Annotated in this window: 16 protein-coding genes and 1 pseudogene; 12 read left to right on the top strand and 5 right to left on the bottom strand. The window is 52.2% G+C overall.

Annotated elements, in window-relative coordinates:
* Nucleotides 1-14: 14 nt before the first annotated feature.
* The 3 genes from BM412_RS24485 (at nt 15) to map (ending at nt 1,560) form a co-directional block, all read left to right on the top strand.
* Complete coding sequence (locus BM412_RS24485) at nt 15-218, top strand: hypothetical protein (protein WP_143111692.1); 204 nt, start codon at nt 15-17, stop codon at nt 216-218.
* A gap of 292 nt (nt 219-510) precedes the next feature.
* The gene (locus BM412_RS24480; RefSeq protein WP_090978737.1) at nt 511-699 is read left to right on the top strand and encodes a hypothetical protein; all 189 of its coding nucleotides are present in this window, start codon (nt 511-513) and stop codon (nt 697-699) included.
* A gap of 117 nt (nt 700-816) precedes the next feature.
* Complete coding sequence (gene map, locus BM412_RS24475) at nt 817-1,560, top strand: type I methionyl aminopeptidase (RefSeq protein ID WP_091224152.1); 744 nt, start codon at nt 817-819, stop codon at nt 1,558-1,560.
* 84 nt (nt 1,561-1,644) lie between these two features.
* Here map and BM412_RS24470 read toward each other — a convergent pair whose 3' ends face one another.
* Nucleotides 1,645-2,604 (bottom strand): helix-turn-helix domain-containing protein, encoded by a 960-nt coding sequence (locus BM412_RS24470; RefSeq protein WP_177246066.1) that lies wholly within the window; start codon nt 2,602-2,604, stop codon nt 1,645-1,647.
* An 89-nt stretch (nt 2,605-2,693) separates the two neighbouring features.
* On the opposite strand from BM412_RS24470, the gene BM412_RS24465 reads away from it, so the two are divergent.
* Complete coding sequence (locus BM412_RS24465) at nt 2,694-3,350, top strand: SOS response-associated peptidase (RefSeq protein WP_177246065.1); 657 nt, start codon at nt 2,694-2,696, stop codon at nt 3,348-3,350.
* Nucleotides 3,351-3,836: 486 nt separating this feature from the next.
* On the opposite strand, the gene BM412_RS24460 is transcribed toward BM412_RS24465, so the two are convergent.
* Nucleotides 3,837-4,625, bottom strand: coding sequence for an AraC family transcriptional regulator (locus BM412_RS24460; protein WP_091224149.1), 789 nt, complete (start codon nt 4,623-4,625; stop codon nt 3,837-3,839).
* 129 nt (nt 4,626-4,754) lie between these two features.
* Between BM412_RS24460 and pyk the strand changes: the two are divergent.
* Nucleotides 4,755-5,759 (top strand): annotated as a pseudogene (gene pyk / locus BM412_RS24455) (pyruvate kinase); the annotation flags it as partial.
* Nucleotides 5,760-5,909: 150 nt separating this feature from the next.
* Complete coding sequence (locus tag BM412_RS24450; protein ID WP_091224147.1) at nt 5,910-7,859, top strand: ABC-F family ATP-binding cassette domain-containing protein; 1,950 nt, start codon at nt 5,910-5,912, stop codon at nt 7,857-7,859.
* Nucleotides 7,860-8,037: 178 nt separating this feature from the next.
* On the opposite strand, the gene BM412_RS24445 is transcribed toward BM412_RS24450, so the two are convergent.
* Both BM412_RS24445 and trxB read right to left on the bottom strand, forming a co-directional pair.
* Complete coding sequence (locus BM412_RS24445; protein ID WP_091224146.1) at nt 8,038-8,496, bottom strand: Dps family protein; 459 nt, start codon at nt 8,494-8,496, stop codon at nt 8,038-8,040.
* Between the two features lie 40 nt (nt 8,497-8,536).
* The gene (gene trxB / locus BM412_RS24440) at nt 8,537-9,499 is read right to left on the bottom strand and encodes a thioredoxin-disulfide reductase (protein ID WP_091224145.1); all 963 of its coding nucleotides are present in this window, start codon (nt 9,497-9,499) and stop codon (nt 8,537-8,539) included.
* A gap of 138 nt (nt 9,500-9,637) precedes the next feature.
* Here trxB and BM412_RS24435 point away from each other — a divergent pair, with 138 nt between their 5' ends.
* The 4 genes from BM412_RS24435 to BM412_RS24420 all read left to right on the top strand — a co-directional run bounded on the left by BM412_RS24435 (nt 9,638) and on the right by BM412_RS24420 (nt 15,693).
* The gene (locus BM412_RS24435) at nt 9,638-10,267 is read left to right on the top strand and encodes an NAD(P)-dependent oxidoreductase (protein WP_177246064.1); all 630 of its coding nucleotides are present in this window, start codon (nt 9,638-9,640) and stop codon (nt 10,265-10,267) included.
* An 81-nt stretch (nt 10,268-10,348) separates the two neighbouring features.
* The gene (locus BM412_RS24430; RefSeq protein WP_143111691.1) at nt 10,349-11,176 is read left to right on the top strand and encodes a hypothetical protein; all 828 of its coding nucleotides are present in this window, start codon (nt 10,349-10,351) and stop codon (nt 11,174-11,176) included.
* Nucleotides 11,177-11,388: 212 nt separating this feature from the next.
* Entirely contained in the window at nt 11,389-14,232 is a 2,844-nt protein-coding gene (locus BM412_RS24425) for a response regulator (RefSeq protein ID WP_371264856.1), read from the top strand.
* Nucleotides 14,233-14,511: 279 nt separating this feature from the next.
* A complete protein-coding gene (locus tag BM412_RS24420; protein WP_177246063.1) occupies nt 14,512-15,693 on the top strand; it encodes a GAF domain-containing sensor histidine kinase in 1,182 nt (393 codons plus the stop codon).
* A 51-nt stretch (nt 15,694-15,744) separates the two neighbouring features.
* Here BM412_RS24420 and BM412_RS24415 read toward each other — a convergent pair whose 3' ends face one another.
* Complete coding sequence (locus BM412_RS24415) at nt 15,745-16,131, bottom strand: DUF6220 domain-containing protein (RefSeq protein WP_091224140.1); 387 nt, start codon at nt 16,129-16,131, stop codon at nt 15,745-15,747.
* Nucleotides 16,132-16,335: 204 nt separating this feature from the next.
* Here BM412_RS24415 and BM412_RS24410 point away from each other — a divergent pair, with 204 nt between their 5' ends.
* On the top strand, nt 16,336-17,460 hold the full coding sequence (locus tag BM412_RS24410; protein ID WP_091224139.1) for a GntR family transcriptional regulator: 1,125 nt from the start codon (nt 16,336-16,338) through the stop codon (nt 17,458-17,460).
* Between the two features lie 76 nt (nt 17,461-17,536).
* The gene (gene araD, locus BM412_RS24405) at nt 17,537-18,232 is read left to right on the top strand and encodes an L-ribulose-5-phosphate 4-epimerase (protein ID WP_091224138.1); all 696 of its coding nucleotides are present in this window, start codon (nt 17,537-17,539) and stop codon (nt 18,230-18,232) included.
* The last annotated feature ends 65 nt before the right edge of the window (nt 18,233-18,297 follow it).

Below are 18,297 nucleotides of genomic sequence, written 5' to 3'. Positions count from 1 at the left end.
TGGTTAGTCCATGGATGACGAACGTGGTTATCTTGTTTGGCATCATTGTCGCAATCGTAGGTGTAGTGGCCTATTTGCGCGTCTATAAGAATAGTGCCTGGTCAGCCGCATCACCATCAAACTCTCACCGAACCGATCAACCGAACGAAGAGCTCATTCAGTCCGCTGAAGAGTCTGCTGCGACCAGACACGAAACCTTGGAAGACGACAAAATCTGAATGAATTGTAAAATTAAATCTGTTCGCTTTTATATCTAAGTTTAAAATGTTATAATTGATTGATAAATGAAACAATTTCATCATGCACATGAAACGGTTTCAATGAAACAATTTCGATTGTTTCAAAAAAAGGCATTTGATTTCATTGTCGTTCCCTAAACTCCTAACCCACCTTCATACAAGCCGATCGTTCGACATCAATGAGGAGTACCAGCCGCGGTTCAAGTTCCGCCGTGCGCGTTCTCGTGCAGTAATTGTTAGGACCACTAAGCCGATGCTAGGAGGGGATTTCATGGCGAAACGCAGCCATAATGAAGTCAAAGAAAGCCTCAAGGAACTAACAAGGATTTTTCAGCCGAAGGATTCACGAAAGTTTGTCCGAGACTATATCCGCAAGTATCGTATTATGGGCGGGTATGAGGAGGAACTGACCATGCTCGTTGAGCATGAGATGGGACGACTTCGATCATCCGTAAGCTAAATAAGTTGAACCATTAACCTTGCCCGGCACGATAGGGACAAGGTTTTTTTGTTTTTATTCCGTGTTCTGTGTGTTCTGCTTCCTGCACCTCAGCTAACGCTTATGGAGGGATGCCGTATGATTCAGTTCAAAACCGATGAACAGCTGCTCCTGATTCGCAAAGCGGGCCGGATCGTTTCGGGCTGCCATGCCGAGATTGCGAAGCGGCTTCGGCCCGGCGTCACCACGCTTGAAATCGACCGGTTCGTCGAAGCCTATATGCGCCAAAATGGGGCGCGCCCCGCTCAGAAGGGCTACAAAGGCTACCCGTACGCGACCTGCGCCTCTACGGGCGAGGTTGTTTGCCATGGTTTTCCGAAGGATGTGCCGCTTCGCGAAGGGGAGATCGTGACCATTGATATGGTCGCGGAGCTTGATGGCTGGATGGCCGATTCGGCTTGGACCTACGCGGTTGGCCAGGTGAGTCCTGAGCTGGAGCGGCTGATGAATGCGACGAAGCATGCTCTCTATCAAGGGATTGCGCAGGCGACTGCGGGCAAACGGATCGGCGATATCGGGAATGCGGTGCAGCGTGTGGCGGAGTCGGAGGGGTATTCCGTCGTCGATGCGTTCATCGGACATGGAATCGGACGCAGTATGCACGAGGAACCGCAGGTTCTTCACAAGGGGAAGGCCGGAACCGGCAAGAAGCTTGCTGCAGGCATGGTCATCACCATCGAGCCGATCTTCGTTGTGGGGAAGCCGTACATCAACATTGATCAGGACGGCTGGACGGCCCGGACTTTGGACGGATCGATCGGTGCGCAATACGAGCACACGTTGGCGATCACGGATGGGGAAGCTTTTATCCTGACGAGTTAGCGGAGAGTTCGAGGATAGATAGGAGAGTAGGGAGTCCGTCGAGCCGGCGGGCTTCCCGGTTTCGTGTGGTACCGCACTTCGCGGTTACTTGGGCGAGAGTCGGTATTGGCGCGGTGTTACGCCGGTTTTCTTCTTGAACAGCTCGTTAAAAAACTTCATATCCTGGTAGCCGGCTTGGGCGGCGATTTCGCTAATCCTGGCATCTGTGCGCAGCAGCAGCTTGCAGCTGAGATCGATTCGCGCACTCTGTACATAGTCCAGAAACGTCATGCCTGTTGCTTTCTTGAAGCCGCGTTGAAAATGCCGCTCGCTGATTCCGAGCTGCGCCGCCATATCGGCGACATGCAGCTCCGTCGTGCAGTTGGCGTCAATCTGCTCCACGATTTGCTGCATAGACGCGGATGCGGTAGGGGTTGGTTGTTGCTGCTGCATAGTCTGTGGCTGGGATTTCTCGAGCCATCTGCGGTAGACCATGATGAGCAGCTCAATGGTTGTGGCGCACAGATTAGCGGTAAACCCGGGCTTGCGAGACGTAAATTCGTCGTGCAGTTTATGGAAGAGCTGCTGCCCTTCCTCGTTGCGATCCCGAACATGAAGCCATTGTCCCGCTTTATGGAGCTCGTTTAGCAAATCGGATATTTGCGGGTCTGCGTAGACGGCTTGCAACAGCTTGTCCAGCTGCTCCGTCGTGAAGATGCAGTTGTACATGATGAGCGAACGGCCTTTTGCCGTGGAGCTGGGACGAAAGACATGCGAGATGCCCACCGGAATGAAGAACAAGTCGCCGCGGGAAACAGGCATTTGGTCGTCGCCGATATAGTGGAAGCCGGTCCCTTCAGTTACCATGCAGATTTCGATAAAATCATGCGCGTGCATGACGAGGTCGAACGATTCGTGGACCCGGTTGACGAAGATCGGCAGCTGCTGCGATTCGTGATCGGTTTGGAATAGGGAGGCATACGGCAGCAGCCGTTCTCCTTTGGAAAAGTTTTGAATGGAGTTATCCGTCATTGTCCGCGTATTCCCTCCTCTTGCTTGAGTCATGTTGAGTAATATTATATAGGATCTGTCCATGGCGCACATGATTTTGGCTAAACCGGAAATAATAGCCGAAATAGATGGAGGTGTTTACCATGTGTCAGTCAATATCGATAACGGCTCAAGCATCTGAACTGACGGAGCGGTTCGAGCTCGACAATGTACTGTTCTATATTTCTAACCGATATGAAGTTAACCCGACGGATTCGGTTTCCGCGATTATTGAGACGAAGAATGGAAGGGTTTTGGATGAGTTCAGGTGGGGGATGGTGCCTTACTGGGCACGCGATTCCGTGCGGATGGACAGCTCGGAGTTGTTTGATAAACCTATTTATGAGCGCATTGCGAATAAGCAGCGCTGCATTATTCCGTGCACAGGGTTCTATGTAACGCGCACCATTGGCAAGGAAGTGCATCGCATGAAGCTTACGATGCGAAGCGGGACGTTTGCCATTGCGGGACTCTACGATGTGTTTCGTCCGGCTTCCGGCGAAGAAATGCGCACCTGCACGATGCTGATGACCGAGGCCAACTCGCATGTGTCTCCGTATCAGTCGCTGATGCCGGCGATCCTGGAGCAAGAGGATATCAACGATTGGTTGAAGCGCGGGCTGCGGACGCCATACGAATTGCGTTCCATGCTTCGCCCGATGGATGCGCTGCGAATGGTTGCCATACCGCTGTCGCCGAGCATCGACGACATGGTCGACTTCGAGTCGCCGCGCACGGAGTGGGGCAGAGGAATGGGTTGACGTTTGTGGAAGGCCGCCAAGGTTGTGTTGGCGGCTTTTTTTGGGAAAAAACATATAATTCTTATAAGGAATCAGATGTTTTTTCTTTCTGTTTACTATTAGGATAGCGTTTTTCAATAAATGTCTACTTATTTATTGCAGTTCGCAGTCGCCTTCATTGACCGATCCTTCCCCGAACAAACACATTTGCGTGCCATAAGCGGCATATCAGCCTACAGCCTACTCAACCGCCGAAAATGAACTGCGTAAGCAGCTGCTCCGCTTATAGAGCCAACCAACCAGCTAATCTCGCGGCATATCCGCTTACACAGCGCACCACCAACCAATCACGCCCCGTGTGCGTTGGTGAGAGTTCTTAAACCGAACTCTCACCAACGAAATCCCTCCGAAATGAAGCTGAGAGTCCTGAAATCGAACTCTCAGTGTTCAAGCTAACCAATCATGCCCCTACTATTGAAATGAGAGTGCACGCACCACCCTGCCAACTCACTCCCTCGCCGTGCGCTCTGCGATTAAATCGGAGGGCAGCTTGCCGATGATGCGTTTGAAAATGCGATTGAAATACGAGGGATCGCTGTAGCCAAGATGCTCGGAGATATCCTGTGCGGTTAGTTGGGAGTGGCGCAGCATGTAGTGGGCCGTCTTCATTCGTCTGCGATGCACGTATTCGCTGATGGTGAGGCCGGTTACTTTGCGAAATAGCGAGGCGGCGTAGTTCGGGCTGACGTTGATGCAGGTGCCGAGCTCGAGCTTCGTTATTTTGCCGCGGTAATTGTCTTCGACGTAGCGCTTCATTCGCTCGATGTGCTGGATGGAGGACGGCGCCTTCTCGCCCTCGTCATACTCCCGGCTGATCGTGACGATCAGCTCGGTCAGCAGCGCCGAACACATGACGGAGAAGTAACGGTCGCGGGCGCTCCATTGCTCCACGATATAGAGCAGCTTCTCCAGCAGCAGCTCCGGCATATGCGTCATCCATCGCAGCGGTGTCCTTCTCGCCAGAATAGGCAGCAGCTGCATGGCCGAAATATCAGCTGGGCTGAAGCGCACCGTTACGCTCTCGCGGATGCTCCCGGCGCCATGCAGCTCCGCAGCGGGAACGCCGGCGGGAATGAGCAGCAGCTCGTTTTTGCGGCAGCTGATCGTTTGACCGGAGTAGGTGTAGCTCGTTTGGCCGAAACGAACCCAGACCAATGTATAGCTGTCCATGCCGAGGACGCGGCGCTCCCCTTGCAAAATGCCGCGTTCTTGCCGGATGTCGAAGATATGAAACATGGGGCAACGCTCACTTTCAGACAATGATCGTACTATTTTACAACCACTGTACTATAGTCCTATGTAATCGTGCAATTGTTCTTTTAAAATGAAAGTAACGGAACGAAATTAGACTTGGGAGTGATCGACATGAAAAAGACGGCGATTGTATGCACGATGGGACCTGCTTGTATGTCGGCTGACATGTTGGAAGAAATGCTGAAAGCGGGCATGAATATAGCAAGATTGAATTTGGCGCATGGCGAGCTGGATGACCACCGCGGACGGATTTTATCGGTTCGGGCAGCAGCGAGCAAGTTGAACGTACCTGTTTCCATTATGCTTGATATTAAAGGACCGGAAATTCGGACGGGGGTCCTTCAAGAATCGTCTTATATGCTTAGAAGCGGCGAGTTCCTGACCTTGACGACAGAGCAGATCGCCGGTACGGCTACGCGGATTTCGGTTTCGTATGACTTGGCGAAAGATGTTAAAGTCGGCTCGCGCATCATGATTGACGACGGCTTGATCGAACTGCAAGTGGTTCGTATTGAGGGCAGCGAAGTGGTGTGCGTGATTTTGAACGGCGGCATCATCAAGTCTCGTAAAGGCGTTAACCTGCCGGGCATTCAAACAAGCCTGCCGGGCGTAACGGAGAAAGACAAGCTGCATATCGCCTTCGGTATCGAAACGGGCGTTGATATGATCGCGATGTCGTTCGTCCGCCGCGCGGAGGATGTCCTTGAAGTGAAGCGTCTGCTGGCCGAGAAGGGCGCAAGCCATATCCAAATTATCTCGAAAATCGAAAACCAAGAAGGTTTGGATGAGCTTGCCGCAATCGTGGAAGCGTCTGAAGGCATCATGGTTGCTCGCGGCGACCTTGGCGTAGAGATTCCGATTGAAGAGGTGCCGATGGCGCAGAAACGGATGATTGCTGCATGTAACCGCGCAGGCAAATTCGTTATTACCGCTACGCAAATGCTGGATTCGATGCAAAGCAACCCGCGTCCGACGCGCGCAGAAGCATGTGACGTAGCCAACGCCGTATGGGACGGCACGGATGCTGTGATGCTCTCCGGCGAGACGGCTTCAGGGAATTATCCGGTTGAAGCAGTCCGTACGATGGCGGCAATCGCGATCAAGGCCGAGCAAGCGGCAAGCGATTTTGCAAAGAAAGATTTGATTGAAGCTTAGCAGATCGTTTAAAGTGGGTAGATACGGATTAACGGCTGTCGCTATGTTCGAACCATTCACGCGTAGCGCGGTGCGTTTTACGATTTACTAACGTTAGGCGGGAATAATAAGATGCACGTATTAACGGTTGATCATATTTCAAAGACCTACGGTGAAAAAATATTGTTTCAAGACGTGTCGTTCGGCGTGGAAACGGGCGACAAAATCGGAATTATCGGCGTCAACGGCACCGGTAAATCGACGTTTCTTCAAGTTGTTGCAGGAATAGAGCCCCCTGATTCGGGCTCTATTCTTGTTGCCGGGGGCGTAACGGTGCGGATGCTCTCGCAGGACCCGCAGTTTGATCCCGAGCAGACCGTGCTCGAGCATGTGCTCGGCGGCGACTCGCCGCAAATGGTTGCGGTGCGCGCCTATGAAGAGGCGCTGCAAGCGCTGGAGCTGCTGCCAAGCGACGCCGGGCTGCAGGAGCGACTCGTTCACGCCAATCAGCGGATGGCGGAGCTGGATGCTTGGGGCATCGAGAGCGAAGCGAAGATCGCGCTCTCGAAGCTCGGCATCGCTAGCTATGGCGCCAAGCTGGGCACGCTCTCCGGCGGCCAGCGCAAGCGTGTCGCGATGGCTGCGGCATTGATTCAGCCGGCCGATGTGCTGCTGCTCGATGAGCCTACCAACCATATCGACAACGAGTCCGTCGCTTGGCTGGAGGGGATGCTGCAGAAACGCAAAGGCGCGCTGCTGATGATTACGCATGATCGCTACTTCCTGGACCGTGTCAGCAACCGGACGCTGGAGCTGGACAAAGGGAAAGCCTATTTCTATACGGCGAACTACAGCAAGTTTATTGAATTGAAGCTAGACCGCGAGGAGCGGGAAGCAGCGTCGGAAGCGAAGCGCAAGAACCTGCTTCGCAACGAGCTCGCTTGGATGCGAAGAGGCGCGCAGGCGCGGACAACCAAGCAGCAGGCGCGTATTCAGCGTTTCGAAGCGCTGAGTGCAGCAGCTCCGGAGAAAGCGAACGGCAAGCTTGAAGTTTCCGTAGCTTCCACGCGGCTGGGTAAGAAAATTATTGAACTGGAAGGGCTGACCAAAGCTTTCGAGGGACGGACAGTTATCCGCGATTTCAGCTACATTGCGGTTCCGGAGGATCGCGTAGGTATCGTTGGCCGTAACGGCCTTGGCAAGTCGACGCTGCTGAAGCTGATCTCCGGCAAGCTGGAGCCGGATGCAGGCGAGGTTCGGCTTGGCCCTACGGTGAAGCTCGGGGTCTTCTCGCAGGAACGCGAAGAGATGGACGAGTCGCTGCGCGTCATCGATTATATCCGCGAGAGCGCGGAGCGCGTTACGACCGGCGACGGAACGAATATTACCGCGGCGCAAATGCTGGAGCGGTTCTTGTTCCCGCCGGCGCAGCAATGGACGCCGATCGCGAAGCTCTCGGGCGGAGAGAAGCGCAGATTGCAGCTGCTGCGCGTGCTGATGGAAGCGCCGAACGTGCTGCTGCTCGATGAGCCGACGAATGACTTGGACATTACAACGCTAACGGTGCTGGAGGATTACCTGGACGACTTCCCCGGCGTCGTGTTCACCGTATCCCATGACCGTTATTTCCTGGATCGGACATCCGAGCGCATCTTCGCCTTCGAGGGCGATGGCGTGATCGAGCAGCATGTGGGCAACTTCTCGGATTACCAACAGTATGCGGCGCAGTACGGCAATCGTTCCGGAACTAACGCCGGCACAGGCGGCGCGGCAGCTGCGGAGCGCAAGTCGGAAGTTGTTTCGGCTCCACCGGTCGCAACCGGCAACGACCCTGCTCTTCCGACCAAGATGACCTATAAAGAGCAGAAGGAATTTGAATCCATCGATTCGGATATCGAGAAAGCCGAAGCTGCGCTTGCGGCCGTTCAAACGAAGATGGAAGTATCGAGCAGCGACTCGGCTACGCTGCAAGATCTGCTGAAGGAACAGCAAGAGCTCGAAACGAAGCTTGAGCAACTAATGGATCGCTGGGCATACTTGAACGAGTTGGCCGAGCAAATTGCGGCGAATAAGAAGAAATAGATGAGATGCGAAAAAGACACCTTCTGCAGCGGGAAGCTCCCGGCTGCAAAAGGTGTCTTTTGTATAGTTGCCCCACATGATGGGGGAGCGTAGACGAAATGTTGCATAACATGCGGCATTTCGTTCAGGTGAGCCGCGAGCTCCCGCCAATGGTAGAGGTTCTTGTGGTTTCTCCGATTTAAACTTGTTTCCCGTTAAACGCTTTAAGCATCCAAATATGCTTCTCAAGTCCGCTGTGGATCGCAAGCAGCATGTCTCCGGTCGTCTCGTCGCCGGCGGACTGCGCTTCTTCCATGCCTTCCTTAAGCTCGGAAGCGACCAAGGTGAAATCGGCTACGATGGAGTCAACCATTTCTACGGCGGACTCGCTTCCCGTTGCTTCTTGCACGCTGGATTGCTTGAGGTATTCAGCCATAGTCGCAATCGGTTCGCCGCCGATCGCGAGCAAGCGTTCCGCGATTTCATCCACATGCAGCGTGGCTTCTTCGTACAGCTCCTGGAACTTCACGTGCAGGGTGAAGAACTGGTTGCCCTTCACATACCAGTGGTAGTTATGAAGCTTGATGTACAATACGCTCCACGTTGCGATTTGTTTGTTTAGAGTACCTTGAAGTTTAGTTTGTAGTTTAGTCGTCATCTTGAACAGCTCCTTCATAATAGGATATAGGAATTACACTTTACACACTGACTGCTGTGTCTGTCGCAAGCCCTGCCGCCCTGTTCCATGCTTCCAGATCATGCTCGCAATCCAGTGCAGCCATACAGCCGCTTCCTGCCGCAGTAATCGCTTGACGGTAACGATGATCTTGCACGTCGCCGCAGGCATAGACGCCTTCAATATTCGTCTTCGAAGTGCCCGGTGTGACAATGACGTAACCTAGCTCATCTGTCGTCACTTGACCGCCTAGGAAAGCGGTATTCGGCGTATGGCCGATGGCTACGAATACACCATCTGCTTCAAGGAGCATTTCTTCGCCGGTGGCGTTATCGCGGACGCGAAGTCCCTTCACGCCGTGCTCACCTGCTTCGACTTCGATCGGAGTGACGCCGAGGCTCCATTTGATTTTGTCATTGGCGCGTGCCCGGTCCTGCATAATCTTGGATGCGCGAAGCTCTTCCCGGCGATGCACGAGACGAACCTCAGTGCCAAACCTAGTCAGGAAGCCGGCTTCCTCCATTGCGGAGTCGCCGCCGCCAACGACAATGATCTTCTTGCCTCGGAAGAAGAAGCCGTCACAAGTTGCACAGGTACTCACACCTCGCCCAATATTGTCACGTTCACCAGGGATACCCATATATTTTGCCGAAGCACCTGTCGAAATAATCATGGCATTTGCAATCAATTCACGGCCGCCATCCAGAGACAGCTTAAAAGGACGCTCAGACAGGTCAGCATGCTGCACCCAGCCTGTCTCAAAACGTGCGCCGAAGCGCTCCGCTTGACTGCGCATATTCGACATGAGTTCGGAGCCCAGTATGCCATCGGGAAATCCCGGGAAGTTCTCCACCTCGGTAGTAGTGGTCAATTGGCCGCCCGGCTGCGGTCCCTCGAGTACAAGCGGACTGTAACCGGCACGAGCGAGATAAATGGCTGCCGTTAAGCCGGCCGGCCCTGTACCTACGATAACGATATCTTCCATGGAATGATTGCTCCTTTCCCCTCTATAACCCAATGGGATTGAAAATGAATCTAGATGATAATAAGTACTAAATTAAAATTATTATAAATAAGGATGAAAGTCAATAGAAAAATGCAGCAGGCGGGAGGTCGAAGTACGATGAAGATCATCGTCTTTGGAGCAAGCGGGAGGACGGGGCTAGAGGTAGTCAGGCAGGCACTGGAGCAGGGGCAATCCGTAACCGCATTCGTTCGTTCGCCGGAGAAGCTGCAAATCGACTTGCCAAGCAAAGGCAATGGGGAGCTTCTTATTGTGCAAGGCAATGCGCTGGACCCTGCTGCTGTAAGCCATGCCATTGAAGGCCAGAATAGCGTTGTTTCTTGTCTCGGTACAAGAGGGTTCCGTCGTGGGAGAAAGATATCCGAAATGACCGCCAATCTCATTGCGGGCATGCAGCAGCATCACGTGGAGCGGATCGGTTACGTTGCTTCCGCAGGCATATACCGCGAGATTCCGGGGCTGACCGGATTCTTGGCGCAGCTGCTGCTGAGGCAGGTGCTGGCCGATCATCGCCGAGCGGCTGATGCGCTCGAAGCCAGCGGATTGCAATGGACAATTGCTCGACCGCTGCAGCTTGGGAATGGACGGCTGCGAGGCGAGTACCTGGAGGCCAGACATGGGGTGCCGAGTGGAAAAGGGCGTATTTCCCGCGCCGACGTGGCACATTTTCTGCTGAGGACGCTCAAGGATACGACTTACGTGAACCAGTCTGTAGCGTTATCCTACTGAGCATGCGTTGCTGGGGTATGGATGATGCCATTTTGTGGAATATAGAGGGGGATAGGATGATTTCTTGAAGAGGTGGAAAGCTTGAAACGAAACGCGGCTATAGTTGGCTTGGCATTACTCGTACTTAGTTTAAGCGCTTGCTCCAGAGCGGCGAGCATAAAGGGAGACTCCGCCCCTGTAAGCGGACATCACGAGCATGGGCACCATGAGATGGGGGGCTCGGAGATTCAAGGCATGTGGCGACTAAATCCAGCGCTGCCGACTCCGAAGTCGAACACGCGGATTCAATTTATGGCTCATGGCCCGGATGGGAAGCTCGTTACGGAGTTCGCGGTTATGCACGAGAAACTGCTTCATCTCATTGTGGTGAGCAAAGATTTATCGTATTTCAACCATATCCATCCGGACTATGACGGAGAGGGCATGTTCACGATCGATACCACATTTCCTTTCGGGGGCGAGTACCGTTTATTCGCGGAGTTTCAGCCGGAGGGAGGCGGCTCTGTCGTATCGAGACACGCCATCCTGTTAAGCGGTAAAGCGGATTTGAAGCCGCTTATACCGGACACAACACTCACGAAATCTACCGGGCAAGAGATCGTTACGTTAAGCTATGACCGCTTGGCGGCTGGTGAAGAAACTAACTTGACGTTCCATATTGCGGATGCCAAGACGAAGAAGCCGGCTAACAATCTCGAACCTTATTTGGGAGCTGCCGGACATGTCGTCATTATCAGCGGCGATTCGGAGCAGTACATTCATGTGCACCCTGTCGATGCGAAAGGCGGGGACTCGGCGCCTGTATTTCATGCGACCTTCCCTGCTCCCGGAATCTATAAAGTGTGGGGGCAATTCGCCAGAGAAGGCAGGCCGATTACGGTAAGCTATACCCTGCAGGTGCGAATGTGAGAATATCAACGCTCACCGCGCGAAACCGCCCCATTACTGTGTAATATTGCCAACCGAACAAGATTAAACTTCCCAATCCATGTCAGATTTATCGCTTGCGAATCAAGGAGAAAATACCTACTTCAATATTCACATTTATTTATGTCCAAGGGCTATTGCAATGTCGATTAATGTTGTAAATTAGTATAAAAAGCCCCTTGGACGGTGACGGCGTGCCTAAAGATTTAATCCTGAATTTTGCGATACTCAGCGTGTATCTTTTTTTTGTTTCCCCGTTCTTTATCCGAGAGGAGAATCAGGCTAAACCGACTTTTGTTAAACGTGTGTACATAGGTGGCATATTCGGTTTATTGGGTGTCATTCTGATGTTCTTCGGCATACAGATCCAAGGTACGGAAGTGCCTTTGAACTTGCGGGGAATCGCCCTTATGATGGCCGCTTTCTTCGGAGGTCCGGCAGGGGCGCTTGCCGAACTGATCGTCGTATACATAGGGAGATTTATTAAAGATGGTTCTATTAATTGGGTACAAGCAGCTATTGGGATAACGGCAGCTTGTGCTACAGGTTATCTGTTCTTCCGAATCCGGTCGTACTGGGTCAAGTGGCCTGTCGGAGCTCTGTTTCTATTAATTTATTACTATGGAGCCTTATGTTTGGCAGGTCAGATGAATTTCGACACCATCGTGCTCTACATCCTCATTCAACTTATTTACTCCCAGTTGATCGCCTGCTTCCTTTATTATCTCATCCGCAATCATCGTTACAAAACCAAGATGATCCAAACCGAACGTGATATGAGTTACTTACTTCGCATGCAGCCGGGTTTTACGTTTCGTTTTCGAAAGAAAAACGGTCTGTTTGTTTACAGCTTGATAGACGGCCAGCTCTTGAAACGAGTAGGAGGGAAGCCGAATGACTTTATTGGGAAATCCATCGACGACGTACGGATATTCCCGAAAGAATTTGCGGCGTTTCTTAAAGTTAAATATGAGAAGGCTTGGCAAGGAGAGAAGATAACTTACGAAACCACGATGATGGATATCAATATTCTCGTTACGCTGCATCCCATTAAGAATCAAGGTGCTGTTGTTGACGTAATTGGCAGCGCCGTGGATACGAGCGATATCATGAAACGCAAAGCCGCGGATGAATCGAATAAAGCGAAGAGTCAGTTTCTGGCTCATATGAGTCACGAGATCCGCACGCCGATTAATGCGATTATCGGTCTCAATTATATTCTTCAGCAATCGAATTTGAATCCGAAGCAGCTGGAATACGTGGATAAGTCCATTACGGCAGCCAAGAGTCTGCTGAATCTGGTCAATGATGTGCTTGATCTGTCCAAAATCGAGGCCAATAAGATCGTCCTGGAATCGACGCGGTTTGACCTCTATGAGGTGCTCCGCAATATTTCGAACCTCATCAGCTACAAAGCGAACGAAACCGGCCTGAGGTTCCATTTCGACATCCATCACGATGTTCCTCAGATGCTGACGGGGGATCCGTTCCGCTTGCAGCAGGTACTGTTGAATATTACGAATAATGCGGTCAAATTTACGCCTAAAGGCGAGCTGTCCATTGCCGTAAACCTGGTTGCCCGAGAGGAGCAGACGACTACGCTGTCCTTTGGCATTCGCGATACCGGCATTGGCATGAGCGAGGAGCAAGTCAGCAATTTGTTTCTGGAATTTACACAGGCGGATATGACGACAACGCGTAAATTCGGGGGCACAGGCCTTGGCTTAGTCATTAGCAAAAAGCTGACCGAAACGATGGGCGGAAGTATCGCGGTTGAAAGTAAACTCGGTGCAGGCAGCCTATTCACCGTCACGCTGCCATTCCAATCGGCCTTGCCATCAGACAAACCAAGCGCAGTCGGAAAGGTGTACGGTAAGAAGAAACCTCGTTTATTGTTTGTATGTGAGGATAACGAGATGCGTTCCGTGCTTGAGAATCAGCTGGAGCAGCTGGAATTCAAGGTCCAGACGAGCTCGGATGCCGATGAGACAAGGAAGCTGCTGCTGGCCGGCAACGCCTATGATCTTATTCTGATTGATTGGAAGCTGAGAGGGTTATGCACGACTAAGCTTGCTGAGGAAATTATCCGCGATTTCGATGGGAAAAGCCCATCTGTGCTGTTCATTAGCGCGTATCATGAAGCGGAATATGAAGCAGCGGGGCAGCTGCCTTACATCTCGAAGGCGCTGCTCTATCCGATCAGCCAATCTCAATTGTTTAACGAGCTGGGTGAGCTGCTTCACCGCGATGGCGTCTATAATCTGCCGGATGGCGGGATGAAGCCGATCCAGCCTACAGACCTGAAGGATGCTGTAATCTTGCTGGTGGAGGATAACGAAATTAACCAATTGGTTGCCAAAGAGCTGCTGCGTGAGGTGGTCCGCCATGTGGACGTGGCAAGTAACGGGGAAGAGGCTGTGAAACTCGCGGGGCAGAAGGTTTATGACGCCATTCTGATGGATTTGCAGATGCCGGTCATGGACGGTTATGAGGCGACCAAAGCAATCAGAGCACAAGAAAGAGCGCAGGAATTCGGAGAAGAGGTTCCGATTATTGCGATGACCGCCGATGTGATGAAGGGCGTAGAGGAGCAGGTGCTGTCGATTGGCATGAACGGGTATCTCACGAAGCCGTTTGATCCCGTGGATCTCTATAATGTGCTGCTGCGTTTCTGTCAGAACAAGGAGAAGGAAGTTGGTGACAAGCTGGACTCGGAAGGTGTCATCACGAGGCTTGGCGGAAATACGGCACTCTATAATCGGATCCTCGCATTATTTGTAACCAATCACTCGGATGCGATTGAGCAGATTCTTCAAGCCGTTCGCGAAGGTGATCTGAACAAAACGAAGCGGCTTGTCCATACGCTCAAGGGGGTAGCGTTTGATATCGGGGCCAACTCGTTAGCGGTCATTATGGAGAAAAGCCAGAGGGCGCTGCTGCGAGGAGACCGGGAGGAATTTAATCTCCTCATGCAGCAAGCCGATGAGAAACATCAAGCGATTATTAGCACCTATGGCCGCAAAGCAGCTAACGAGTAAACATTACGAAGGCGGATGATCCAATCGTGATCGTCTTGAACTGATCTTTCCAAGGGGAGCTGAGCGGCAGATTGCCGAACAGCTCCTCTGTTTGTTGAAGGCTCTATATAGCCATCCGCAATGCGGCATGCAAGTTTTGCACAATAATGTAAAAAAAAATTACGCAATCGGCATGACACGGAATATGCAATGCTTAGTTAATTTGGTAAAATAATGGCTAATACCCATGCTAAATTAATGAAAAAAATGGGAAAATCACAACTTGAAAGGCAGGCATCTATGCCCAATTCATCCGAGAACGAATATGTAGGAATAAAAGCTTTACGAACCTATCCGATCCAGGGCAGCACGCCAGTAGATGCTTTTGATAGAATTACGAGTCTGGCGGCGCAACTGCTTGGCATTCCGCTATGCATGATTAAATTCGTTGACGAAAATCGGATTTGGGTGAAATCAAGTTACGGCACCGATCTGCGTGAGATAGAGATGAATTCCGGTCTATGCAGTGAAGCTGTCTATTACAATAAGCCATATTTCGCGGTGGATGTAGGTCTGGATTCTTGTGAGAGCAAGGAGACTTTTCTCAGAGGACAGAGCGGCATACGTTTCTATGCGGGAGTTCCGTTAACGAGCCGCGACAGGCAGCATCTAGGCGTTCTTTGCGTGCTGGATTACAAGCCGCGACATATCACGGACGAGGAAATCGGTATACTTGAAACACTGGCCCAAGTCGTTATGGACGAGCTGGAGCTTAAGCGAATTGCCGATCAGCTGCGCATGGAGGAACTCAGTCACCACTATAGCAAACTGCACGTCTCCCGGCAGCTGGCGGCAGGTTTGGCGCATGAAATTCGAAATCCGCTTACCGCGGTGAAAGGGTTTCTGCAGTTGATGGGCACAAGCTCCGAGTTTCGGTCCTATATCGAGATTATGACGGAAGAGCTGAACCAGATCGAGGCGCTCACCAAAGAATTTATTTTGCTGTCGAAGCCTTATCCTTCCGTGCAGTTTGTGAAACGCGATCCGCTTGGTATCATCGAGCAGGTTCAATTCATGCTGGCGGCAGAAGCGTTGCAGAACGGAGTTTCCATCGAAGTGGCAAGCGAGGGCCCGATAGGCGCCTGCCTATATTGCGATGAGCAGTTGCTCAAACGGGCGATTATGAACGTAGTGAAAAATGGGATCGATGCCATGCCGGATGGCGGCGTGGTGAAAGTGATTTGCATGGATACCGGCGACCGTGTCATCATTCGGGTAGAGGATGCGGGACGCGGCATTGCCCCTGAACGAATCCGGTATTTGGGACAGCCTTTCTATGGAACGAAAGAACAAGGCATCGGACTCGGGCTAATGACCAGCTACAAAATCATTCATGAGCATCACGGCGAGATTGATATAGAGAGTGAGCTGAAGCGCGGAACCGTCGTCAGGATCAGCTTGCCTGCTATTCGCGACGCCTAATAAAGAAACCCGCATGTACCGCTGGTTAGCGGCATATGCGGGTTTTGTTATTTATATCGTACGGCGCCAAATCAGATAAGCGCGCTTAACCGTATAAACGGCCAACCATAGCAGAATTAAGGCGATGACGGGATGCGCAGCAGAGAAGTACGGGAGCTTGTCACTCAAATGAGCGGTCGCATACTGGGCCATAACAAGTACGAGCATGGCCAATCCAATCCAGCGAACGGCTCCGCGCACGCGGCCGAAGAAGGATAAGACGAATATCGCGAGCGGCACCGGTTCAATAATATGGACGAAATTTTTGTGGTCGGACCAATGCGTGCCGTCGATAAACGTAGCCATTCCGGCTATGTACACTTGAATGACAATACAAGCTGCAAATAATACCGCAAGCAAAAAGATCGTCAGGCGCAAATAACGATTGCCTTCGGGCATGCAAACCCTCCTCTCAAAATGGCCGTGCTGCTATCATCTTACTGCTGTCTGAGCGTGTTTGTAAATTGCACGGAGGTCTAGTTTTTTATGCGAATGGAGCCGTTAGCACCCCTAATCCTTCTTGTATGTACGTACAAGTTGAGTGCATGCTATACTACATCCATACAAGTTGGCGGAAACAACGGAAAATAGAGGTGCTTGGCCATGAAGGAACAGCTTCCACCCAAATACATACAGCTCAAAGAGGAAATTGTCTCATGGATCGCGATGGCTCAGTTTAAGCCCCATGATAAGCTTCCATCAGAAAATGAAATCGCATCGCGGTTCGGCTTCAGCCGGCAGACCGTTCGGCAAGCGCTTGGCGACTTGGAAGCCGAGGGCTGGCTGTACCGGGCTCAAGGCAAAGGAACCTTTGTGTCGGACGGGGAGAGGGGGCAATCTCGTGCGGAGCCTCAGCAGAAGCTGACGATTGGGATGATGACGACGCATATTTCGGATTATATATTCCCGACGATCGTGCGCGGCGTGGAATCCGAGCTGCGGAAGCATGGAGCTCGATTGCTGCTCTCCAGCACAGAGAACGAGAAGTCGCGGGAGCGGGAGAACCTGGAGTCCATGCTGCTCCAGCAGCAGCTTGGCGGACTGATCATTGAGCCGACCAAGAGTGCGGAGGGCAATCCGAATTTGGATTATTTTCTCGCGCTGGAGGCGCGGAACATCCCTTACATCATGCTGAATGAACGATACAGCGATCTGGACGCAGTCTGCTTGAAGGTGGACGATGAGCTCGGGGGCTTCCGCGCCGTGGAGCATCTTGTGAAGCTCGGGCATCAGCGGATCGCGGGATTTTTTAAGACGGATGACTTTCAAGGCGTGCACCGGATGCGGGGCTTTATGCGCGGGTTGAGGGAGCGAAAGCTTACTCTGCAGCCTGAATCTATTATCCGTTATACGACCGAAGAGAAGTTAGTTAAGCCTGCTGCTATGCTTGCTGAGCTGCTGCTTCGTGACCCGGCGGAACGTCCCACGGCAATTGTGTGCTATAACGACGAGCTGGCCGTACGGCTGCTGGATGTCATTCGCAGAAGCGGGCTAAGTGTACCCGGTGATCTATCCATGGTCGGTTTCGATGATGCGACGCTTGCGACGGCAACGGAAGTGAAGCTTACCACGTTCGAGCATCCCAAGACGAGGATGGGCGAGGATGCCGTAGCTCTGCTGATGGCTATGATCGAGCGTCGCAGCGGAGAGGAACGTACCGCCGACGTCATCTATGAACCGAAGCTGATCGTCCGTGAATCTACCGGTCCTGCTCCGGTGCAGTCCTAAATTAAGTCGTGACACACTTGTACGTACAAGTTATAATGGGCTTACAATTGACCTGGCGAGGGGAGTTAGCGGGCGTATGTTGGAAGCATTGAAACAAGCGGTATGGGAAGCGAATATGGAGCTGCCTCGTTATGGGCTTGTGACGTTCACATGGGGAAATGTAAGCGGCATTGACCGCGAAAGCGGTTTGGTTGCCATTAAACCTAGCGGAGTGCCTTATGAGGAACTGCGTGCTGAGCAAATTGTTCTGGTGGATTTAGAAGGCAATGTTGTGGAAGGCAGCCTTCGTCCGTCTTCGGATACGCCGACGCATGTGGCGCTGTACAAGGCGTTTGAAGGGGTTGGCGGCATCGTGCATACCCATTCGCCGTGGGCTACCAGCTGGGCACAAGCGGGACGCGCGATTCCGGCATTGGGCACGACGCATGCGGATTATTTTTACGGAGAAATCCCTTGCACGCGTCCGATGACGGAAGCTGAAATTAGCGGTGCGTACGAGCTGGAGACGGGCAATGTCATCATAGAGACCTTCGTGAAAGGCGGCATCGATCCGCTGCAAGTACCGGCTGCGCTCGTGTACAGCCATGCGCCATTCTGCTGGGGAAAGGACGCTCATAATGCGGTTCATAACGCCGTTGTCGTCGAAGAAGCGGCCAAGATGGCGCTGCATACCTTCCAGCTGAACCCGCAGGTGCAGCCGATGGATCAGCACCTGCTTGATCGGCATTACTTGAGGAAGCATGGCAAGAATGCGTATTACGGGCAGAAGTAGAAGTCGGGGAGTATCGCGTAGTTAGTCGGCGTTGCAATCAGAAGTGTACATTATTTTAGGAGGCC

The sequence above is a fragment of the Paenibacillus sp. BC26 genome, assembly GCF_900116125.1.
GTDB classification, from domain to species: Bacteria; Bacillota; Bacilli; order Paenibacillales; family Paenibacillaceae; genus Paenibacillus_Z; species Paenibacillus_Z lignilyticus.
This window is presented reverse-complemented; position numbering and strand designations above follow the sequence as displayed.